Annotated in this window: 21 protein-coding genes; 6 read left to right on the forward strand and 15 right to left on the reverse strand. The window is 34.7% G+C overall.

Features of this window, described 5'->3' with window-relative positions; all coding sequences use genetic code 11:
* Positions 1 to 38 precede the first annotated feature (38 nt).
* Positions 39 to 491, reverse strand: coding sequence for a hypothetical protein (locus tag ACFFLS_RS21505; RefSeq protein ID WP_379687347.1), 453 nt, complete (start codon positions 489 to 491; stop codon positions 39 to 41).
* 202 nt (positions 492 to 693) lie between these two features.
* Positions 694 to 1,326 (reverse strand): hypothetical protein, encoded by a 633-nt coding sequence (locus ACFFLS_RS21510; RefSeq protein WP_379687348.1) that lies wholly within the window; start codon positions 1,324 to 1,326, stop codon positions 694 to 696.
* Positions 1,327 to 1,604: 278 nt separating this feature from the next.
* On the opposite strand from ACFFLS_RS21510, the gene ACFFLS_RS21515 reads away from it, so the two are divergent.
* On the forward strand, positions 1,605 to 1,826 hold the full coding sequence (locus ACFFLS_RS21515) for a hypothetical protein (protein ID WP_379687350.1): 222 nt from the start codon (positions 1,605 to 1,607) through the stop codon (positions 1,824 to 1,826).
* A gap of 100 nt (positions 1,827 to 1,926) precedes the next feature.
* Here the strand turns inward: ACFFLS_RS21515 and ACFFLS_RS21520 are convergent, their stop codons facing one another.
* Genes ACFFLS_RS21520 through egtD form a run of 3 tightly spaced genes read right to left on the reverse strand, consistent with a single transcriptional unit; the run spans position 1,927 to position 5,283 of the window.
* The gene (locus ACFFLS_RS21520) at positions 1,927 to 3,090 is read right to left on the reverse strand and encodes a MalY/PatB family protein (RefSeq protein WP_379687351.1); all 1,164 of its coding nucleotides are present in this window, start codon (positions 3,088 to 3,090) and stop codon (positions 1,927 to 1,929) included.
* Positions 3,091 to 3,108: 18 nt separating this feature from the next.
* Entirely contained in the window at positions 3,109 to 4,287 is a 1,179-nt protein-coding gene (gene egtB / locus ACFFLS_RS21525; RefSeq protein ID WP_379687353.1) for an ergothioneine biosynthesis protein EgtB, read from the reverse strand.
* Between the two features lie 12 nt (positions 4,288 to 4,299).
* The gene (gene egtD / locus ACFFLS_RS21530; protein ID WP_379687355.1) at positions 4,300 to 5,283 is read right to left on the reverse strand and encodes an L-histidine N(alpha)-methyltransferase; all 984 of its coding nucleotides are present in this window, start codon (positions 5,281 to 5,283) and stop codon (positions 4,300 to 4,302) included.
* A 294-nt stretch (positions 5,284 to 5,577) separates the two neighbouring features.
* Here egtD and ACFFLS_RS21535 point away from each other — a divergent pair, with 294 nt between their 5' ends.
* Positions 5,578 to 5,772, forward strand: a complete 195-nt coding sequence (locus ACFFLS_RS21535) for a hypothetical protein (RefSeq protein ID WP_379687357.1) — start codon at positions 5,578 to 5,580, stop codon at positions 5,770 to 5,772.
* 168 nt (positions 5,773 to 5,940) lie between these two features.
* Here the strand turns inward: ACFFLS_RS21535 and ACFFLS_RS21540 are convergent, their stop codons facing one another.
* The 3 genes from ACFFLS_RS21540 to ACFFLS_RS21550 all read right to left on the reverse strand — a co-directional run bounded on the left by ACFFLS_RS21540 (position 5,941) and on the right by ACFFLS_RS21550 (position 9,866).
* Positions 5,941 to 8,205 carry an ATP-binding protein gene (locus tag ACFFLS_RS21540; RefSeq protein ID WP_379687358.1) on the reverse strand — a complete coding sequence of 755 codons (2,265 nt, stop codon included), beginning with the start codon at positions 8,203 to 8,205 and terminating at the stop codon, positions 5,941 to 5,943.
* Complete coding sequence (locus ACFFLS_RS21545; RefSeq protein ID WP_379687360.1) at positions 8,202 to 8,807, reverse strand: biliverdin-producing heme oxygenase; 606 nt, start codon at positions 8,805 to 8,807, stop codon at positions 8,202 to 8,204. The genes ACFFLS_RS21540 and ACFFLS_RS21545 overlap by 4 nt, the downstream gene beginning before the upstream one ends.
* A gap of 162 nt (positions 8,808 to 8,969) precedes the next feature.
* Complete coding sequence (locus tag ACFFLS_RS21550) at positions 8,970 to 9,866, reverse strand: carbohydrate kinase family protein (protein ID WP_379687362.1); 897 nt, start codon at positions 9,864 to 9,866, stop codon at positions 8,970 to 8,972.
* A gap of 159 nt (positions 9,867 to 10,025) precedes the next feature.
* Here ACFFLS_RS21550 and ACFFLS_RS21555 point away from each other — a divergent pair, with 159 nt between their 5' ends.
* Positions 10,026 to 10,298 carry a hypothetical protein gene (locus ACFFLS_RS21555; protein ID WP_379687363.1) on the forward strand — a complete coding sequence of 91 codons (273 nt, stop codon included), beginning with the start codon at positions 10,026 to 10,028 and terminating at the stop codon, positions 10,296 to 10,298.
* Between the two features lie 66 nt (positions 10,299 to 10,364).
* Here ACFFLS_RS21555 and ACFFLS_RS21560 read toward each other — a convergent pair whose 3' ends face one another.
* From ACFFLS_RS21560 to ACFFLS_RS21590, 7 genes are all read right to left on the reverse strand, one after another.
* Positions 10,365 to 11,189, reverse strand: coding sequence for a DUF4249 domain-containing protein (locus ACFFLS_RS21560; RefSeq protein ID WP_379687364.1), 825 nt, complete (start codon positions 11,187 to 11,189; stop codon positions 10,365 to 10,367).
* A gap of 5 nt (positions 11,190 to 11,194) precedes the next feature.
* The gene (locus ACFFLS_RS21565; protein WP_379687366.1) at positions 11,195 to 13,807 is read right to left on the reverse strand and encodes a TonB-dependent receptor; all 2,613 of its coding nucleotides are present in this window, start codon (positions 13,805 to 13,807) and stop codon (positions 11,195 to 11,197) included.
* Between the two features lie 101 nt (positions 13,808 to 13,908).
* Positions 13,909 to 14,754, reverse strand: a complete 846-nt coding sequence (locus ACFFLS_RS21570) for a FecR family protein (RefSeq protein WP_379687368.1) — start codon at positions 14,752 to 14,754, stop codon at positions 13,909 to 13,911.
* Positions 14,736 to 14,981, reverse strand: coding sequence for a hypothetical protein (locus ACFFLS_RS21575; protein ID WP_379687369.1), 246 nt, complete (start codon positions 14,979 to 14,981; stop codon positions 14,736 to 14,738). The genes ACFFLS_RS21570 and ACFFLS_RS21575 overlap by 19 nt, the downstream gene beginning before the upstream one ends.
* 40 nt (positions 14,982 to 15,021) lie before the next feature.
* Entirely contained in the window at positions 15,022 to 15,543 is a 522-nt protein-coding gene (locus ACFFLS_RS21580) for an RNA polymerase sigma factor (protein WP_379687698.1), read from the reverse strand.
* 228 nt (positions 15,544 to 15,771) lie between these two features.
* Positions 15,772 to 16,416 carry an NAD(P)H-binding protein gene (locus ACFFLS_RS21585; RefSeq protein WP_379687371.1) on the reverse strand — a complete coding sequence of 215 codons (645 nt, stop codon included), beginning with the start codon at positions 16,414 to 16,416 and terminating at the stop codon, positions 15,772 to 15,774.
* A 123-nt stretch (positions 16,417 to 16,539) separates the two neighbouring features.
* Positions 16,540 to 16,902: a hypothetical protein gene (locus ACFFLS_RS21590; protein WP_379687372.1), complete on the reverse strand. Its 363-nt coding sequence runs from the start codon at positions 16,900 to 16,902 to the stop codon at positions 16,540 to 16,542.
* 312 nt (positions 16,903 to 17,214) lie between these two features.
* On the opposite strand from ACFFLS_RS21590, the gene ACFFLS_RS21595 reads away from it, so the two are divergent.
* The 3 genes from ACFFLS_RS21595 (at position 17,215) to ACFFLS_RS21605 (ending at position 22,068) form a co-directional block, all read left to right on the forward strand.
* Complete coding sequence (locus ACFFLS_RS21595; protein WP_379687374.1) at positions 17,215 to 17,574, forward strand: hypothetical protein; 360 nt, start codon at positions 17,215 to 17,217, stop codon at positions 17,572 to 17,574.
* Between the two features lie 232 nt (positions 17,575 to 17,806).
* The gene (locus tag ACFFLS_RS21600) at positions 17,807 to 18,895 is read left to right on the forward strand and encodes an efflux RND transporter periplasmic adaptor subunit (RefSeq protein ID WP_379687375.1); all 1,089 of its coding nucleotides are present in this window, start codon (positions 17,807 to 17,809) and stop codon (positions 18,893 to 18,895) included.
* A 56-nt stretch (positions 18,896 to 18,951) separates the two neighbouring features.
* On the forward strand, positions 18,952 to 22,068 hold the full coding sequence (locus tag ACFFLS_RS21605; RefSeq protein ID WP_379687377.1) for an efflux RND transporter permease subunit: 3,117 nt from the start codon (positions 18,952 to 18,954) through the stop codon (positions 22,066 to 22,068).
* The last annotated feature ends 46 nt before the right edge of the window (positions 22,069 to 22,114 follow it).

Below are 22,114 nucleotides of genomic sequence, written 5' to 3' on the forward strand. Positions count from 1 at the left end.
ATGAATACTTTGGAGGTTTCTAAATATTTTAGTAATTCTTACATTTCGTTCAATTCGTTGAACTCGTGTAAAGATTTTAATGTGTTTTCGTAAAATAAGATAGCCGCAACAAGATTACCCTTGTCAGAATATGGCATCATCTTTCTTTGAAATTCGACTGTAGTGTCAAGGAATGTTGAAGTTCCTGTAGCTTGCAAATCTAATACTTTTTTGTGCTCACTATCGTCTGGAATACCTAAATCTGCCATAGTAACACCTGGTTTTGTAACCAATGCGATGTATGGAAGAGTTTTAACCAAAACTTTAATACGCTCGATGTACAATTCTAAAAGTTCTCCTTTTTGCATTCCACTTAATTCTTTTTGATCGTGGTATTTGCGAATTAGGGCTGTTGTACTAATGATACTTTTTGGGGCATTTTTAGCCTGCGCTGAAACAGCACCGGTTGCCAAGATAAAAAGGAAACTAAATAAAATAATCTTGCTCTTCATTTTTTATGTAATTGGGTTGATATAAACAAAAATATGTAAATAATGTTAAAACACAACTTTATTGATTTCTTTTTTACTGTAAAGATTGTTTTTATTTCTTTTAGATTATTTTTGTAAGCAAAATAACACAATTCTTACAACTTAAAGAATGATAAATACTATACAGAAAAGACATTTTTCAATGTTATCTGTGATAGCGTTTCTACGATTTTATAATCCTAAAACGTCCCGGATACTTAATCCATAAGCTTTTTTTGTTGCCATAGTAATCCATAAAATCTTCACAGACAAAAACGGCATGTGCTGTCGACCATGCTACAACACCGCAGAATTCGCTTCCAGACTGGCGTTTTAGCTTTTGGATTTGTTTTCCCAATTGAAATCCTAAATATTTATAAATTGTAGGAGTATATACTTCACCGCTTTCTAAATCGTCCAAAGCCCTATCAAAAGTAGATTCCTTGTCAATAATTTGCTTGTATTTTGCCATAACCGCATAAGTAAGGACAGCATACTCAATTATCTTTTCGCTTTCGCAGTTGTCTTTAATGAATACAAAACCGGCAGATATTCTGGCTCTTTTAAGCTCATCATTGTTAAGATCAAATGATGCGTTATTTTTTAATGTTATTTTATACGTAGCATCTTCTTGTTTTTCTGAAACAAACAGATTATCTAAACCGTATATATTTAAAGCTGCTTTAATAAATGCTATTGAAGAACAATTTGTTCGTTCTCCTTGCTTGAAGCTTTCGAATATTTTATCTGAACTCAGCTGCGAATATGAATTAGTGAACAGCATTAAAAATAAAAATATTGAAGTAACAGATTTCATTGTCTTTTGATTTAATAATTTTTCCAAAACTAAATTTGGATTGTGCATAGATTTTACAAATCTATAAAAATCAATTCATAGTTTTTTTCACTTCTTAATTTTTATATAAAATAACAACAATAATTTTATCTAAACTTTTAATCAAAAATATAACAAACTGAAAATTAAATAACTATTCAGGAAAATTGTGTAAAACTTTAAAAGGTCTTCAGTCTAAATTTGCATCATACACATAGATACAGACTTGTTCAAAAAATATAAATTTAAAAGATATCACGATGAGAACAGCAAATTACCAAGACTTGAAGCAGCAAGTGCGCATTTCGGAAGATTCTCCAATGTATATGGAAAATTATGAACGTAAACACGTTGAGCAGTTTTATCAATCTACCAAAGAGCAACTTATGTGCTGGGGAGAAGAATCTACTTATATAGATAGCGAATTCTATAATACTTTGGAGAATAAAGCTAAAGGAAATACCGATACTGCTTTCTTGTAAAAAAAGCTAAATTCTGTTTGTAAAAAACAGTATTTTAAAACAGCTTGACCGCAAAGAACTACCAGATAAACTTACTGGCGTTTTCTGCGGTCAATTTTGTTTAATGTCCCGAAAGTTCTCTTTTTATTCTTTGCAGTCCATCCTGCATTATTTTTTTCTGACAAGCGATATTGATTCGCAAAAACCCTTCTCCCGCCTTACCATACATTGTTCCCGAATTGACCCAAAGATTTTGATTGTCAAAAAGTTTTTGAGCAACTTGATCTGATGATAATTTGTATGAACGAATGTCTAGCCAAACCAAATAGGTTGCTTGCAGCTGCATTACTTTTACTGAAGGAAGTTCGCGTTCTATATATTCATTCAAAAAAAGAAAGTTCTCGTAAACGTATAATTTTAATGCTTCGAGCCAAGGTTCCCCTTTTTCATAAGCTGTAATAAGCGCCGTAATGGCAAACGGACTTAAAAGTTCCATCTCCTGCATTATCAAAACTGATTTGAGACCGTCGTAAAACTCCTGATTATTTGTAAAAACATATCCAACCTGCAGTCCGGCCAGATTAAAGGTTTTACTTATTGACGAAAAAGTAATTGAATTTCCCATAAGCGAATGATCAAGCGACGCAAACGGAATATGCGTTTCTTCGCTCAATACTAGATCAGAATGAATTTCGTCTGATAATACGACTACAGCATGCTTTTTACAAATTACTGCTATTTGATTCAATTCTTCTTTTGTCCAAACTCTTCCAATCGGATTATGCGGATTGCACAATACCAATAGTTTCGTCTTAGGATCTGCTGCTTTTTTTTCTAAATCTTCAAAATCAATTGTATAAAAGCCATCGTTGTAAATCAAGTTATTTTCTACAATTTCTCTTCCGCAGTTTTCTATTGTGCTGTAAAAATGATTATATACAGGAGGCTGAATTATTATTCTATCTCCTTTTTCTGTAAGCGAACGTATTGCGGCAGACATTGCCGGAATTACGCCTGCAACCGGAAGTATCCATTCTTTCTGAAGCGAAAAACCGTGTCTTTTTTTCCACCACATGATTACAGCTTCAAAAAATGCAATGGGAGTTTTGCTGTACCCAAAAATACCGTGCGAGATTCTATTTTCTAGCGCTGCTGTTATTTCTGGAGCTGTTTTAAAATCCATATCGGCAACCCACATTGGCAATATGTCTGGAGAATCGGCTTCATCCCATTTTATAGAATTTGTGTTTCTTCTATTGATAATTTCATCAAAATTGTAGTTCATTCAATCTAAAAATTACTATTACTTAACTAAACGTATTCCGGTAAACTGCCATCTATGTTTGGGATGGAAGAAATTGCGATAGGTTTTGCGACTGTGATTTTTAGGAGTTGCAACAGATGCTCCTCTTAAAACCATTTGGTTTACCATAAACTTGCCGTTGTACTCGCCAATCGCTCCAGCTTCTTTTTTATAACCAGGATACGGAAGATAGGCACTTCCTGTCCATTCCCAACGCTCGCCCCAGTCAAAAAAATCGGAAGCTGCCTCCCACTCCGCTTCTGTCGGCAAACGCATTCCTTTCCAAGAAGCATAGGCAGAGGCTTCATAAAAACTAATATGACATACTGGTTCTAAGAGATCAATTTCTTTTAATCCGTTTAGTGTGTAGTACATCCATTTATCGTCTATAAAATGCCAATATAATGGCGATTTTGCATTTTGCTCGTTTACCCAATCCCAACCTTCTGAATGCCAATGTCTGAAATCTAAATAACCGCCAGATGCTATAAAACCTAGATATTCTGCATTTGTTACCAATGTATTGGAAATTTCATAATCTTCAAGATAAACTTTATGTCTTTGAGATTCATTGTCAAAGCTAAAACCTTTTTCGTTAAAACCAATTTCATAAATTCCTGCCGACATTGCTGTAAATCCGCCTTTTGGAATCTTTATTTCCTGAAAAAAAGGTTTTTCGCTATAAGAAGGAAAAAGCGGATTATGCCCCAAAATATACTTTATATCAGAAAACAATAATTCTTGATGCTGTTGTTCGTGATTGAGTCCTAGTTCAAGTAACGAAATAATGTCATCATTCAAATTTTCGCTCATCAGATACTTTTCCATCTGTGCATCGACATAAGCACGATAACGGTAAACATCGGCTACAGACGGACGGCTTAAATTTCCGCGGTCTGTACGCACCACTCGCGCTCCGACAGTTTCATAATAACTATTGAAAACAAAATTGTACTGCGGATTAAATACTGCATAATTGGCAAAATTTGGCACTAAGATAAAGGTTTCAAAAAACCAAGTAGTGTGCCCCAGATGCCATTTCGGCGGACTTACATCTACGATTGGCTGCACAACATAATCTTCAATCTCTAAAGGGCGACAGATTTCTTCTGAATGCGAACGTACGTTTTTGTATTGTTCTAAAATGCCTGTCTCTATATAAGTTTCAATTTCTTTCATAATATAATGGTCTTAAACTGCGGTCCAGATTGCATCTGCAAACCATTTTTTGCTGTCCATAATTGTTTTGTTAAGTTTAAATCCGTTAGAAACAGACAAATTCTGAATGTCTTCTACTGAAAATTTTTGTGAAACTTCCATGTAAATAACTTCATCTTTCTTAAAATCTATGGAATGAATTCCGATATTCACCTTTTGGTTTTCCAGACTTACCAGATAACTTCTGCAGGCACCGCTCAAAGGATCATAATTCTGAAAATGTTCAAATTTATCTAGGTCAAAACGACCATCAAGCTCTCTGTTAATGCGTTCCAGCAGATTAAGATTAAAAGAAGCCGTAATTCCTTTGGGATCATTGTAGGCATTTAAAATAGTATGCGGATCTTTCTTTAAATCAAAACCTATTAAAGCAATATCATTCTTGTTCAGGTTTTTTCTCAATTCAAAACAAAAATCGGAAGCTTCGGAAAGCTCCATATTTCCAATATTGCTGCCCAAAAAAAGAACCGCTTTTCTACGAGAAGAAACTTTAGAAGCTTTTTGAAGCATCTCAAAGTAATCGCCTTCTAGAAGCCTGATATCAAGATTCGGAATATGACTTTGTAATTTTTGATGTAAAACTTCCAATATATTTCCCGAAATATCAATTGGCATATACGTAAACTTTGCTCCTGTTTTCTGCAGGTATTTTAATAAATGTAATGATTTTGAAGCATCGCCGGCACCGAGCTCAATAAGGTCAAACGCACTTCCGTCTGCAAGTATTTCTGTTGCAAGATCTTTCGTTTTATTCTGAAAAATATCCATCTCGCATCTTGTAACATAATACTCTGGCATTGCCATTATATCCTGAAAAAGAGCATCACCTTTTTTATCATAGAAATATTTTGACTGCAAATGTTTAGGATTCTGATTAAGTCCGTCTAAAACATCTTGCAAAAAGTGTTCATGGACATTTTCTCTGTTTTTATATAGTGTTTCTAATTGTAATTTCATTATGAATATTTTTAAAATAAAACCGATGTTTTTCGCTGGTTTGATATGCTTTAAAGGCTTCTTTCTTAAAGGTACGTTTTTATTGTGGGAGATAGGAACTCTTTTAGATTTTTTTAAAGTATTACGATGCTTGTTTTCTTCTTAATTACTATTTGAAATTGAATCTTGAAAAAAATAGTTTAGATGAATGTTAAACGATTTATACATGGTATTTTGTAAAAAACGACTCGTGATCTTATAAGTTTTGTCTAATAGATTTCAAGTAATTTTATTAAAACTTAAAAACGATGAATTATGAAAACAAATAATCAAAATCCGGACAACGGCAAAAGAAACGGTTCCGACCATCGAACAGATACCAGAAAACATCAATACAAAGACCATAATGAAGTATTGACAAATGACAAAAATTACGATTCTAACACTCAAAAATTTAAAGGCGAGGAACCGGAATGGGATGACAAGATGAATAATGAAGAGAAAAAATAAAAATGCAACTGCGTGCCTTATGGGAAATGTATAGAAAAACTATAAGAACAAAGTTTGGTTTATTATTCGAATCAGCAAAAAATGCAACAAGACTAAGGTGTTTTTTTGCTGATTCTTTTTTATTTTTAAATAATTAATTTAGAGTTTAATTATTAAAGAATTCCCAAACTACAAAAGCGTATCAAGAGGGTCACAAGGAAAATAAATTGTAATTATTGTTCCAATACCGGTTTTCCCTTCTGCATGAATTGTTCCTCCTACTGCCTGCATTATTTTTTTACATAAAGCAAGACCGATTCCAGACCCGGTATATTCCTGCTGATTGTGTAATCGGGTAAAAACCTTAAAAATAGAATCAGCATATTTTTGTTCAAATCCAATCCCATTATCAGAAAAGCGGACCCAATGACAATAAATTTTATCCGAATAACTTACCAATTCCGGTTCCTGAGAAGCCGTAATTTTAATAACACAATTTCGTTCTGGCGAAGCGTATTTTAAAGAATTCTGAATAATATTAGAAAACAGCTGACGCATCAAAAAACCAATTGCATGAACTTCAGGGAGGTTTTCATTTTCTATTACTGCATTACCTTCAGAAATAATTTCACTCATTTCCTCTTTCGTAACTTTCAAAATATGATTCAGATCAATTTTTTGTAATGTATCCCTTGTATTCTTTATTCTGGTATATTTAAGAAGATCTTCGAGCAACACTCTCATTCGGTCTGCTGAATTTAGCACACGCTGTAAAGAATAAGAAATAGATTCGATAGAAATAACATCCAATTCAGACATCATTTTAGAAGTAATCAGCTGAATTTTTCGTAGCGGTTCCTGCAAATCATGTGTACTGATCCAGTTTATGTTCTCCAATTCCGAATTGGTTTCACGCAGTATTTCACTTTGGGTTCTGTATTTTTCCTCTTCTTCGCTCAGCATAATAACCATCAGCAGTGTATGGAGTGCGTGCGCATATTGTGTGGCAGCGTATATTTCGTATTGTTTCCAACTGCTGCTTTGATTTTTTACAATCTGTTTCCAAATATTAAACGAATTTCTAGGATGAAGTCCATTACTGTCTTTTACGATGCTTTTTTCAGGATCACCGCCCCAGTTAATCTCCGATACCGTTTCTGGTCTGAACCAGATAATATGGTCGCTGTTTCCAAGCTCGTGATAAAGAATTCCTGCTGTGTCGAAAAGTTCAATATCTGGAAAAACATTTTTTACTTTATTGGTAACCAATGTCGAATTCGTCTTTTTATCAACGATTAAATCCAGTAATTTTATAATCTCTTCATCAGAAGGTGTTAAACCGTTTTTATAAATTTTATCCCTGCTTATTATGGAAACACCCGCTGCATTGCAAATCTGCAATAACTGTGGCGCTTCAATAATATTCATTAAAGCTTGTTTTAAAACCGGAAACTCTAAACTGGTTAATTGTTCAAGAGCCAATGTCGTATTTCGAGCATTCTCATTTTCATCATTAGATTCTCTGATATCAATTTGAGAAGTGATGAATTGCCCCTGAAGTTTGGCCGCCAGCCTTATTTCGGGAGACAAATTCTTTTTTGAATAATGATGACAGGCAATAAGCCCCCAAAGACGATCACGATGAATGAGTGAAATTGTCAAAGTGGCGCCAACTCCCATATTTTTAAGATATTCTACATGAATGGGTGATGTGCTTCTTAGAATTGAAAGACTTAAATCAAGGTTTTTATCTTCCTTGTCGTCAATCGTAAAAATCGGAACCGGCTCATATTCGATATCTACTATCAATCTGAGCTGGTTTCTAATATACAATTCTCTTGCCTGCGCAGGAATATCAGTATGCGGATAATGCAATCCTAAAAATGGTTCGAGATCTTCTCTGCAGCTTTCAGCAAAAACTTCTCCGTTATACTGTTCATCAAAACGATAAATCATTACACGATCGTAACCCGTTATTTCGCGTGTAGCCTCAGCAACAAGCGCACACAGATCTTTCAGCGACCTAGTGTTATTCATCTGATTTACAAACTGTATCGTCTGCGTATAAACATCGGCAAGTTTTTCTCTGCTGAACAAAAGCTCGGCTTCGAGAACATAAATATCGAAACTTTTGTGAATGCTTATCTGAAATAATTTTCCGTTAAGTTCCATCTCAAGCGGAAAAGCATCCTTAATTTTATCTTCGTTGATATATTCGAAAAGCTGTTTTTCGCCCGCTTGTCCAAAAACATCCGAAAACTTTTTCCCTAGCATTTCTGTATAGGCAACATCAACAAATTCAGCACTATTTTTGGTACAAAATTCTATTTTGCCTTCTACATCAATCCCAATCAAAAAACCATGCGGCTGAATCTGCCCCGGTATGTGTATGGGTTCATGCTCGCAGTTGGTTAACGTAACAATGTCACGATTGACTATATCCTTAATCTTCATTCTTTATCTTTAGTCCGGAAATGTTCATAAATACTATCAAACGCATAAACTGCACCCTCTACTATATCATTTCCGCAATTATGTTTTTGTTCGTAAGCTTCAAGCATAGCTAGAAACGATTTCCAGAAACTTCCGGTTTTGTCTCCATAACCAGAAAAATAACGCACTCCTTTTTCTTCTGAAAGTTTTGGATTTTTAGTTACATTTTTGAGAATAAATCTTCCTCCAAGAGTAGAACCTTCAATAACATAAAATATTCCAAGAGCAAAGGGAACGCTTACTTCTGTAGTACTAAAAACGTTTGTAAAATCTTTTTTAGTATAGTTTAGAAAAGAAAGATCATCTTTTATAAAATGTTTCTTTCTTCTTTGTTCCAAATCTTCTATAAAATCGGAAAGCAACGGAAAAATATGCTCTTCTGTACTTGTGTGTACATCCAACATTAGACTTAAATAATGCGTATAATCTTCAATATTCATGTCCGGAGACAAAATAGAAGAAGAAACAGGAAGATGTTCTAATTTTTTATGAGAATCAGCAGTTTGCGTTTTTAAATCACTAAGAAAACTTGACGATATTGAAGAAGTCAGATTGGCGCTCATATTAGATTGTATTGTTTTATTTGGAAGGATTAAAGTGGCTTCTCTAAAGCAAATTTATAAAAAAATAAATGTCATTTTTCACATTTATTTCAATTTTCTCTCTATAAAAACAACTGTTTTCCTAGTTAATTTTCCATATTCTTTTTTTTAGTCTTAAAAAGACTATTTTTTTAGTAGCTCATTTATTTTATTTTGAGTAATTTCAGGATTTGCTCCTGGCGAAGCTGCTACCAACGCCCCTACTGCACATGCAAAATCTATAGCATCTTGAGGTTCTTTGCCACTGAGCAATGAAGTGATAAGCGAAGCCAAAAAAGAGTCTCCCGCTCCTACCGTATCGGCTACTTTAACTGAATATCCTTCATTATGATACATTTTATCGTTCCAATACAAGGTTGCTCCGTCTTTTCCTTTGGTTACACAGATTCCTTTTACATTGGTTTTTTGGGAGATAAACGTAATATTGTCTTCAATGGTTTTGAAAGGAGAATGCAACGCTTTTGCTATTTCTATTATTTCCTCATCATTAAACTTAACAAAATCAGCAGACTGCATTAATCTTTCTATAATTTCGTAAGTGTAATGAGGCTTTCTTAAATTGACATCAAAAACTTTGTAAACATCATTTTGCAGAAGTCGTTCTAAAGTAGTACGCGATACCTCATCTCGACAGACTAAACTTCCGTATATCAGCACATCAGCTTCAGAAACCAGTTTTTCTGCTTCGGCAGTCGGTTTTATTTTATCCCAAGCCGCTGGATAATGAATTATGTAAGATGCAGAGCCGCTTTCGTCTAAGGTCACCAAAACAAGTCCGGTAGCAAACTCTTCAGATTTTATAATTGATTCGGTATCAAGTCCGAGATTTTTAATGTGTTCGATAATTGCATCTCCATCTGCGTCGTTTCCTACACAGCTGATAATAGCAGCGTCACAGCCAAATGTTTTCATTCTCAGGGCGACATTTAGTGGTGCGCCTCCGATTTTTTTTTCATTCTCAAAAACATCCCAAAGGACCTCGCCATACGATACTGTTTTAAGGCTTTTTTTGTTACTCATTCTAAATTGTATTGCATTATTCTAAATTTCCTGACAAAAGGAATATCTCTAATTTTAAAGATAACACATTTTTTTTACCAATCAGCGATGTTGGTTCATTCCTAAGAGATTTTTAAGAAAAAACATGGTCTTTTGAAAACTTATGTATATTTAAAATGCATGATAACTAAAAAAGTAAACTGTTTTATAATTAATAGAGCAAATGAGATTTTAAACGCAGATAAGCTAACGGATATAAGCAATAAAAGTGAAATTAAGGAAAATCAGGTTATAGGAACTGCTTCGGAAGATTTTATGAATTATGAAGCGTTTTTAGAATATCAAAATGAGAAAAGACCTTTGTTCTCTATCTTTTTAGGTGAAGAAGACATGACGTATATCAGATATTCGGATAAACTTAAAAAAGTCGTCGATATTACCGGATGTTGCTAAACTGCCAAACTGCATCTGAAATCTGGAAACTAATTTCAGATGCATTCGACTATTTATTGTAAAAATTTATTTTACCAGATAAGAAACCTGATCTGCTTCGCAAAGCCTAAAATATCCTAGAGCAAAATCAGCAGAATTGGTTGTATTTACAATATTGCCTCGAATATTTCCTGGAGGCACAGAAAAAGGACTTCCTCCATAAACTTCTAGGATTAATTTCATATAATTATAAAAGCTTTTTGAAATACCTCTGTGTGTAATTTCAACAGTATTTCCTGGTTTCATGTCTTCGTCAGAAAATCTTGTACTAATGTCGTTTCCGTTAAACAATTCATCATCTAGAAGTACATATTCAGGATACAAAAGGAATTCGCTTTTATAATCTGTCAGGTAATAATTCTTTTCATCTGCTGGATCTTTATAATAAAAAGTCATTTCGATAATGTCTTCACCTCCAAAATCAGGTATATTTTTCTGATCTACCTTATCTATCGGCGTTACTGAGGTAAGTTTTTCTGCAGCAGTAAAAGTCTGCCCTTCTGCAGTCACAAACAAGGTATAAGTCATGTTAATCACAGGAACAAAATCAGTGCAAACATATTGACCTGGCGTAGTTTCATTAAATATAAAAACATCACCGTCGGTATTCTCTACTCTTACCTGCGCGCCAGAAACTTTTGGAACACTATTGTTATAATAAGGAGCCATTTTGCTTATTTTGATAACCTGTTCGTTGCCCGATGTTCCCTTTTTCCACATAAGTTCAGCATCAATTACAATTTTAGCTTCAGCCGTTTCTAAATCTAGATTGACAACATCTTCACAAGAAGAAAAAAGCAGTATGCAGAACAAACTCAATAATGTAATTAGTTTTTTATTTAATATTCTCATTTTCATTAAAATTTAAAATTATAAGAAACCCCTGGAACCATTCCGAAAATAGACAGTCTTCTGGTTTCATTTGCTCCTGTATCGTCATTTGTTGTAAATGTTATTGAGGCCGCATTTTTTCTATTATAGATATTATAAATACTGAAAACCCAGTAACTCTGCCAGCCTTTCTTTTTATCAGGTTTTGGCGTATACGTTGCTGCAAGATCCAAATGATGGTAAAGTGGCAGTCTGTTTTCATTTCGCAGCGAATAATTCGGAATATTTATCCCTCCAAATTCATAATATCCATTTGCGAACGTTACGGGTTGTCCGGATTGCAAAGAAAAATTACCATTAAAAGACCATTTTGGACTTAGCTCGTAACTTCCAACAATATTTAAATTATGAAGTTTATCATATCCAGACAAATACCAATTACCATTTGCAATTCCAGGTTCCTGCGGCGTTCTTCCAGGCGTTTTTTGTTCGGCTCTAGACAACGTATAAGAAACCCATCCTGTAAAAAGACCTTTGTTTTTTCTAAAAAGCAATTCCATTCCATATGAACGCGCTTTTCCAGTCAAAATAACCTGCTCAATATTGTTGTTCGCCAAAATGTCTGCGCCGTCTATATAATCAATACGGTTTTGAATATTTTTGTAAAACAACTCTCCTTCAAAAGAATAAACTCCTTCATCAAAATTTTTGAAATATCCTATAGCATATTGATCCAAAAGCTGTGGTTTTGTAAACGGCCCGCTTGGAGTCCAGATATTCATAGGCATTGGCGACTGCGTATTAGACAACATATGAATGTATTGTGCCATTCTGTTGTAGCTCGCTTTTACAGAGGTATTTTCATTAAATGCAAATGATAAAGCCGCGCGAGGCTCCAGATTATCAAATTTACTGATGGTTTTTCCTTTTCCGTAAGTGATGCTTCCGGTTGGGGTTCCTTCTTCATAATTATTGTATAACGGATTATAAACAACCGCTTTTCCGTCTTCGTAAGTACTGATTTCTTCGCTTCCTAAACGATAAAACATACTGTAACGAAGTCCATAGCGAAGATTAAGTTTCTCTGTAATCTGATGTTCAAAATCAAGATAAGCAGAAGACTCAAAGGCATATTTCTTATCGAGTTGTTTGTAATTGAATTGAGATTCTGAGCTTGTTGGCTGTACAGTTCCCGGATTAAAATTGTAATACTGTCCGTCGATTCCGTAGTTAAGTTTGAGCTTATCAGACAATGAATGATTCCATGCGTACTTTAAACCATAAGCTTTAATGGTATTGTCCCATTCAAAATTTTCAGTCGGTATGCCTAAATTGAATCTATATTCACTGTAAAACGCAGAAAGACTGGTGCTGATGTCATCAGAAAATTTATGTTTCCAATTTAGGATTCCCATTGTATTTCCAAATGTACTGGCGAAACGGTCGTTTATATCAAAAACATCGTTTCCAAAATAACCTGAAAAAGAAAGCGAGTTTTTATCATTAAATCGATAATTCAATTTGGCATTCAAATCATAAAACATAGCCGAATTGTTATTGTCGGTAAGTTTCAAAAATAAATGCGCATAAGAAGTTCGTCCCGCTACAATAAATGACCCTTTTTCTTTCTTAATCGGCCCTTGCACCAATAAACGACTTGATATCAAACCAATACCTCCGTTTACCTTATAATTTTCAAAATCTCCAGTCTGCTGGTTTACATCGAGAACAGACGAAACACGTCCTCCGTATTTTGAAGGAATTCCTCCTTTATACAAATCTAAACTGCTAACAGCATCTGCATTAAAAACAGAGAAAAAACCAAACATATGCGAATCTCCATAAACTGGCGCACCGTCTAGAAGAATCAAATTTTGATCGGCAGCTCCACCACGTACATTAAAACCAGAAGAAACTTCTCCAGCATTTGTAACTCCCGGCAATGTAAGCAATGATTTTAAAGGATCCGGTTCGCCCATAGGAGCCGGGATTTTTTTGATTTCTGCCATAGAAAGTTTATTGACACTCATCTGAGTATTTTTGATGTCAACCGCTTTTGTAGTAGTCACAATCACCTGATCTAACTCTTGACTGTCGGCTTCCATCTTAAAATCTATTTTGGCATTGTCAGAAACTGTAATCTCTTTTTCTTTGTTTTGAAAACCTACGTAACTGATCAAAACCGTATAACTTCCTTTTTCAATATCTATCGAAAAAGTACCGTTTTGATCTGTTGTAGCTCCTGAAGCAAGTTCTTTGATATATACATTTGCGCCAATAACCGGCTCGTTATTTTCATCAAAAACATGCCCCATTAATTTGATTTTTTTTCTGGGTGCTTTTGCCGATTTCTGTTTAACAAAAATATTACTTCCGGCAATGGAGAACTGAATAGAGGCATTTTTATTCAATTCCTTAATCAATTCTTTGATGTCTGTATTCGTGTAAGTCTTTTTATTTAAGAAATATTTTTGGCTTGTATCAATCTGATCCGTAAATGCAAATTTTAAATCGGTCTGGTTTTCAATTTGTCTAAAAAACTCTTTAAGAGTCATATTTTGATCTACAGTGACCGTAACGTTTTGGGAAAAGATACTTAAACTGAATAAAAAAAAGCATGCTGAAATTATATGCTTCATGAAATTTTGTATTTTTGAATTATTATTATACGGAAAGCGCCCTGCTTTCCTGATTATGAGGAGGATGTGTAGTTTCGCGGCTAGTGCATCCTTTTTCTTTTCTATTGAAAAGTAATCTGTTTCAAGTCTTCGTTTATTTCAAAGTCTAAATCATACATTTCTGATATTAATTGAACAATCGTTTTTAAATCTTCTTTTTTATTAATTCTCACAGTGATTCTTTGATTAGCGAATTCCTGAGGCACAATTATTTTATAGCCGTAACTTTTTTCGATATAATCACCGACACCTGCCAATTTTTGGTTTTCAAAATCAGTAAATCTGTTAAATTCTTCTACTTCGGCAATTTTATCGCCATAGATAAATTTATCTCCTGGTTCTAGTATCCATTTTTGAGATAGTCCTTTGACATTCATCTGCACGCTTCCTTCGTAAAGCTCTACAGTAACCTTGCTATCTTTATCTTCTTTCACAATAAAAGAAGTTCCTAGAACCGTGGTTGTTGTCTCATTGCAAAAAACCTTAAACGGATGGTTCTTGTCTTTTTTTACCTTAAAATAAGCTTCACCTTCAATATCTATTTTTCTATTTACTGTAAAATCTGAAGCGTATTTTATTTTTGAAAACGGACTTAAATCAACTCTAGAACTATCGGGCAACACTATCGTTTTTACTTCAGAACTTGTATTTTCGATTACAGTTGATGCTGTAGAAATTCCCCGTTCAATTGGACTTTCGGTAAAGTAAATCCCTGTTCCTATAAAAAGAAAAAGCAAAACAGAAGCTGCAGCGACATAATAATGCCACGCTTTGAGTTTTCTTTTCTTAGGCGTAAAATTTTTAGATCGAAATGCTTCCCAAGAAGCTTCTTTTGTTTCGGCTGAATGAGAAACAGGACTTTCGTCCCAGATTTTCTGCAATTCCTTGTCTAATTTTTCTTCGTCCATACCTTAGAAGTATTAAGTTTTTGACAATAAAAACCCTGTTTGCTAAAAACACCGTACACTAATTCCTTGATATTTCTTCTGGTTTCTATTTTTAGGATATGATCTTGATCTTTAAGATCAAAATTCATTTTACAGTCAGAAATAACAAATTGCAGAAGAAGCAGAATAAAACCTGCATCTTCCTTTGTTTTTATATCTGTTTTATAAGCTTCGATACGCATTTTCATGTTCCGTTTTTATCTATAACAAACGAGAACAGAAAAGTTCCTAATGGTTTTCGATTTTTTTTCGAATAAATTTATTGGCAAGGTAAATATGATTGGCAATGGTCTTTTCAGAAAGATCTGTAAGTTCTGCAATCTCCTTATAGCTAAGGTTTTCCAGTTTATGAAGTGTAAATATTTTTTGTTGTTGTTCGGGAAGCTGTTCAATAAAAGCATGCAATTGACGGCTTCTTTCCTCAAAATCACCGGTTTCAGGTTCTTCTTCTCCCAACTCAATCTTAAGAGGATCAAGCTGAACAATTTTATTTTCCCTGTTTAAGTGATTGATAATAATGTTTTTGCAGATTACAAACAGTTGTTTATCAAACAAAACATCTTCATTTAATAATTCTCTTTTATCATAAAGTCTGACAAAGGTTTCCTGCACAAAATCTTCAGGAGCAAGCATCGAAAAATCAAATCGTCTGGCAACGCTGATTAGTTTGTCATAATAGTTTAAATAGGCCTCCTTAAAAGAAGCTTCGGTGCCTTTTTTTAAACTTTTTATAAACTTTTTATTGTCCATACCAGAAATAGGGTCGCTAATTTTTAAACTCAATGAAACCCATAATATTGTGTTCCCTTCATTTATCATTCCATACAAAACAGGAACAAGTTCATTTAAAACTTAGCAGAAAATCCAGTACAAATAACAGAAAATTAATTTATTTAACATCATTTTCGCACTGCTTTTCAGCAAAAGTATCACCAAGTCAAAATGTTTTTACATTTAGACCCTAGTTCTGCTGTTTTGTTACAAATTCAGTCCAAAAATTTTATCCAGTTCTACAACCGAATCTGCTTTTGGAAATAATTTGGGTGAAATTGCAAGTTTTTGCGCCAAAACAGCTGTCGGAAGTGGTTTGAATTTTCGAAACAACCCTATAGAATTGGCAAATTTCAGAATTACGGCTGAAATCTTTTCGCCCAAACGATCAGAATCCGGACGCAACAAAAGTCCTGGTCTAAAAACAATGTATTGCTCAAAATTAAGCGCAGCAATTTTATCTTCTAGTTTTCCTTTTAACTGTGAATAAAAAACATTGCTTTTTGCAGAAGCTCCATAAGCCGAAAGCAGTACAAATGACGAAACTCCGTTTGCTTTTGCGATTTCAGCAAACTGAAGCGGCATATCAAAATCTATTTTAATCTGGTTTTCTTTGGATCCGGCATCTTTTAAAGTGGTTCCCAAACATGAAAAAACAACATCGCCATTAACTAAATCTTTGCTGTTTTCAATCTGTGCAAAATCAATTACATGCTCGACAAGTTTAGGATTTTTTCTGCCTGTAGGTTTTCTTACGAAAATCGCAACAGCAGTATAATCCTGATTTTCTAAAAGTTCGTCAACCAAAAATCGACCAGTTGCTCCTGTTGCTCCAATAACTAATGCTTTCATAATCAAAATTTAAAGAGTTTCACAAAAAAATCATTTATCAAAAATACCTAAAAATTATATATATCATTTTAAACAAAAAAAAGAAGCTCTGAAAAAAGCTTCTTTTTTTTATTGATTTTTTACTTACTTCTTCTTTTTATAACTCTTTTTCAAAGAATCTGAAGCTTTTGTGTTGGTATAAGTTGCACCGTCTTTTGCGCTTTCTCCCGGTCCGCTTCCGGTTCCGGCAGTACTTTTAGATGAAGCATTACTTGAATTACTGCTTATCGAGGATGCTCCTGTGTTAGAATCGTCTGGATTTCCGCCTTCATTCTGATTTGAAGCGTTATCAAGTGATGTAGTATCAGGGACCGTATTGGTACTGTCGACAGGTGTCTGTACTGTTTCTATTTCGTCGCTGTATCCATCATTATTATTCTTGCAGGAAAACAAAAAACAGCTTATCGTAATGATTGATAACATTTTAATATTGACTAAAGATTTCATGAAAATAACTTTTAAGGTTTGTATCTTTCAAATTTAAAACCTCTTATCGAGTATTTTTTACATGATTAGTAATGTCTTTTATACAATTAACGATAGATTTATGCGCTTGTTTATTCCATTGAAAATCATAATTATAAATAAAGTAGCTATTTTTTTTATTTCATGAAAAATCAGCATTTAAGGTTATCATATTCTTAATTTTTTACAGTTTTTAAATAATTTTAAGAATCATTCTTTTTCAAATCATTATATTTGGCGCACTTTAAACCTGTTTAATTCTGTTGTAATACTATAATTGCCGCTACGTATAAAATGAAACCTATAAAGTTCGTATATATTGTTTTGCTTTCGTTGCTTTCTTTTTTTAGAGGCACCGAAACATATCAGCAGCAGGCATATCTAAATCATTGCATTGCACTCGATAGTGTTGCCGCAGATGACAATCTTATACACACTCCCGACTTTTCTTCTTCCAAAAATCTGGAAGTTCATTATAACATTAAAAAGAAAATAAAATCTAGGGCTACCACTTTGGAGCAAAGCACTATAAGAGCTCCTTATTTTAGCAACCTGATCAACTTTAAGCTTTATAAAAAGAGTTTAATCTATGGTATAGCTTCTATATACCAGGTACAAAGGCATACTTATCTGCATTTGTACCAATTATTCTAGATTTCAACTTCTCGCTATTTTTATATAATTAATTCAGAAAAAAAATCTGGACTGTTTCCTCGTTTGCCTTCACCTAGTAAACGGGAAAATCATTTTATATCAAAATACTCTTAAAAAACGGAACTTCTAAAAAGAGCTTCCGTAAACATATCTATTTTCAAAATCCAAATTCAGACTCCCTCTATTTAGTTAGAAAGGGAGAACGTCTAATTTATTCAAAATTAAAAACCTAATGATGAGCATTTATAAAAATCCATTTCTTTTATGCACCTTGGCTTTATTCGTTTTAGTCTCGTGTGGCGATAAAAACAAAAAGAATTCAGATAACATCAAAACAGTTCCTGTATATAAAGTTACCCTAAAAGATACCATCGTATCAAGCAAATTTGTTGCCGATGTCCATGCCAAAAACAATGTAGAAATACATGTTCGTATTCCTGGCCTATTAGACAAAGTATATGTTAGCGAAGGACAAAAAGTAAAAAAAGGACAAATCCTTTTTAAAATAAGCGATGTCGAACTCCAGATTCAATTGCTAAAAGCAGAAGCTGTTTATAAAAACGCAAAAGCCGATTTAAGAATTGCCTCTGTAGAATTGGAACAAGCTCAAACGCTTTTCAATAAAAAAGTAATCGCCGATAAAGAATTAGAATTATCTAAAGCAAAATATGAAGCCGCTTCTGCGAAAGTTGCACACGCTGTAGCAGAAAAGAAAGCTATTGATCAGCAAATTAATTTTACCACAATTCGTGCGCCTTTTGACGGAACAATCGATCGTATTCCGTTTAAAGAAGGAAGTTTAGTCGAAAATGGTTCCTTGTTGACAACTGTTTCTCAACTAGACGATGTTTACGCTTACTTCTCAATTCCAGAGAATACCTATTTCCAAATGATGGAAGACAAAACCCTAAATACGCAAGGCGATATCAAATTGATTCTGCCCAACGGAATGGTTTACGACCAAAAAGGAGAATTAAGAACCGCCGACGGAGAAATCGACAGACAAACGGGTTCTATTCAATACAAAGCAAAATTTCACAATCCGCAAGGATTTATCAAACATGGAACTTCTGGAAAACTGATTATTTCAGAGCCAAAAACCAATGCAATTTTAATTCCGCAGAAAGCTGTTTTTTCTATTCAGGACAAACAATACGTTTTCCGCGTGAACAAAGATGGAGTAGTTAAAATGACGAATGTTACAGTCGAAACCACTCTTGATGATGTGTATATCTTGAATGACGGTCTAAAAAACGACGACCTAATTGTACAAGAAGGAACACAATCATTAAGAGACGGCGATAAAATCAACATGAAATAAATGTTGCATATCGACTTGTAAAACAGTTATTTAATTATTTATCTAAAAAATTTAAAATGATAGAGTTATTTATCAGAAGGAAAATATTGTCATTAATCATCTCGGTTATGATAGTCCTTCTGGGATTGCTGGCGTTGTTTCAGCTTCCCATTACCCAATTCCCCGACATTGTACCACCGTCTGTAACCGTTACAGCAAAATATACAGGAGCAAATGCAGAGGTTTCGGCCAATGCTGTTGCTCTTCCGTTAGAAAGAGCCATAAATGGAGTTCCCGGCATGACGTATATGTCAACCGTAACTTCCAATGATGGTCTGACTTTGATTCAGGTTTTCTTTGAAGTAGGAACCGATCCCGATTTGGCTGCCGTAAACGTGCAGAACAGGGTTACCACGATTCTGGACGAACTTCCAGAAGAGGTTATTCGTGCGGGAGTTACAACTGAAAAAGAAGTAAACAGTATGTTGATGTACTTGAACATTACAAGTACAGACAAAACTCAGGATGAACAGTTTATTTTCAATTTTACGGATATTAACATTCTTCAGGAATTAAAACGTATTGATGGTGTCGGTCGTGCCGAAATCATGGGACAAAAGGAATATTCGATGCGTGTCTGGCTGGATCCGGAAAAAATGCTTTCGTATAATATTTCGGCAAATGAAGTAATCAATTCACTTCAAAAACAAAATATTTCTGCTGCGCCAGGTAAGGTTGGTGAAGGTTCAGGGCAGATGAATAATCAATTGCAGTACGTAATTAAATACGGCGGAAAATTCTTCGAACCAAAACAATACGAAGAAATTCCGTTGAGAGCCAACTCAGACGGAACTATTTTAAAATTAAAAGACATTTCGAAAATCGAATTTGGCGCGATGAGCTACGGAATGGTTTCTAAAACCGACGGAAAACCTTCTGCATCAATCATGCTAAAACAGCGTCCAGGCTCGAACGCTTCTGAAGTTATTGCGAGCGTAAAAGAAAAAATGGCAGAATTAAAAGGTTCTTCTTTTCCACCAGGAATGGAATTCAACATTGCGTATGACGTTTCGCGTTTCCTTGACGCTTCTATTCATGAAGTTTTAAGAACCTTGGTCGAAGCCTTTATTTTGGTGGCATTTGTCGTTTTCCTTTTCCTTCAAGATTGGAGATCGACTTTGATTCCTGTATTAGCAGTTCCTGTTGCGCTTATTGGTGCTTTTACCTTTATGTCGATGATGGGATTCTCCATCAACTTATTGACACTTTTCGCCTTAGTACTTTCCATCGGAATTGTGGTCGATAACGCGATTGTCGTCGTTGAAGCCGTTCACGTAAAAATTTCCGAAGAGCATATGTCGCCAATGGACGCTACCATTAGTGCGATGAAAGAAATTACAGGTGCCGTTATCGCGATTACCATTGTAATGGCTGCCGTGTTTATTCCGGTTGCTTTCTTGAGTGGTCCGGTTGGGGTTTTCTACCGACAGTTCTCATTAACAATGGCAATTAGTATCGTGATTTCTGGAATTAATGCTCTTACGCTTACTCCTGCCCTTTGTGCCATTATGCTGAAACCGCATGATCCAAATAAAGAAAAAAAATCGTTACTAGACAGATTCTTCCATAGATTCAACAATTGGTTTGATAACATTACTTCAAAATACATCAAAGTATTAGTGAAATTTGCTGACCGCAATACGGTTACGGTTGGTTTATTAGTGCTTTTCTGCGTATTAACTTGGGGAACAACTAGATTTTTGGCGTCAGGATTTATTCCGACCGAAGACCAGGGAATGGTTTACGTAAGCGTTACAACGCCACAAGGAGCAACAGTAGAACGTACAGAAAAAGCGTTAGACGAAGTAACCAAAATTGCAAAAGGAATTCAAGGCGTTGACAATGTTACGACTCTTGCTGGATACAGTATCGTAACCGAAATTGCTGGAGCTTCTTACGGAATGGGAATGATCAACCTAAAAGACTGGAGCGAACGTGATATTTCGGTAACCGAATTTATGGCAGAACTTACCGAAAAAACAAAAAACATTACCGATGCACAGATTGAGATTTTTGCACCGCCAACCGTTCCTGGTTTTGGTAATACCAGTGGTTTTGAGCTTCGTTTGTTAGATAAATCTGGAGGAAGCATTACCAATACTGATAAAGTTACTAAAGAATTCATCAAAGAATTAAATGCTTCACCAGAAATTCAGAACTCATTCTCAAGTTTTGATGCGACTTTCCCTCAGTATTTAATTCATATTGATTACGATCTTGCTGCCAAAAAAGGAATTTCGGTTGATAATGCCATGTCAACTTTACAGACGATGTTAGGTTCTTTTTATGCGACCAATTTTATTCGTTTTTCTCAAATGTATAAAGTAATGGTTCAGGCAAGTCCACAGTTTCGTCAAAATCCGGAAAGTATTTTGGATATGTATTTAAAAAATGATGCTGGCGAAATGGTTCCGTTCTCTACTTTCATAAAACTTGAAAGAGTTTACGGTCCAGAAGTACTAACACGTTACAACATGTACATGTCGGCTATGATTAACGGTGAACCTGCTGAAGGCTACAGCTCCGGAGACGCAATTGCCGCGGTTGAAAAAATTGCAACTGAAAAACTCCCTAGCCGTTTTGAATTGGAATGGTCTGGTATGACACGTGAAGAGATTCTATCGGGTAATCAAACCATATACATTTTTGCGCTTTGTATTCTTTTTGTTTACTTATTACTTGCAGCACAATACGAAAGTTTATTGCTTCCATTCCCTGTATTATTGAGTCTTCCTGTCGGCGTTTTTGGCTCTTATCTTGCCCTTTTAATGGTCGGATTAGACAATAATATTTATGCTCAGGTCGCACTCGTCATGCTGATTGGTCTACTTGCCAAAAACGCCATTCTGATTGTAGAATTTGCGATGGCACAGAATAAAATCGGGCGCGATATTGTCGAAGCGGCTATTGAAGGAGCCAGACTTCGTTTCCGACCAATTTTGATGACTTCGTTTGCTTTTATTTCAGGATTGATTCCGTTGTGTATCGCTTCTGGCGCGGGCGCGATTGGTAACCGTTCGATCGGAACAGCTGCGGCAGGCGGAATGTTAATCGGAACTGTGTTTGGTCTTGTAATCATTCCGGGACTTTACATACTGTTTGCGAAATTGGAAAAACGAATGAGTAAATCTTAATGCGTGATTTTTTAAAACACATAGAATCATAGTCCCAATAACTATC

It is taken from the genome of Flavobacterium procerum (genome assembly GCF_042431625.1).
Taxonomy (GTDB): Bacteria; Bacteroidota; Bacteroidia; order Flavobacteriales; family Flavobacteriaceae; genus Flavobacterium; species Flavobacterium procerum.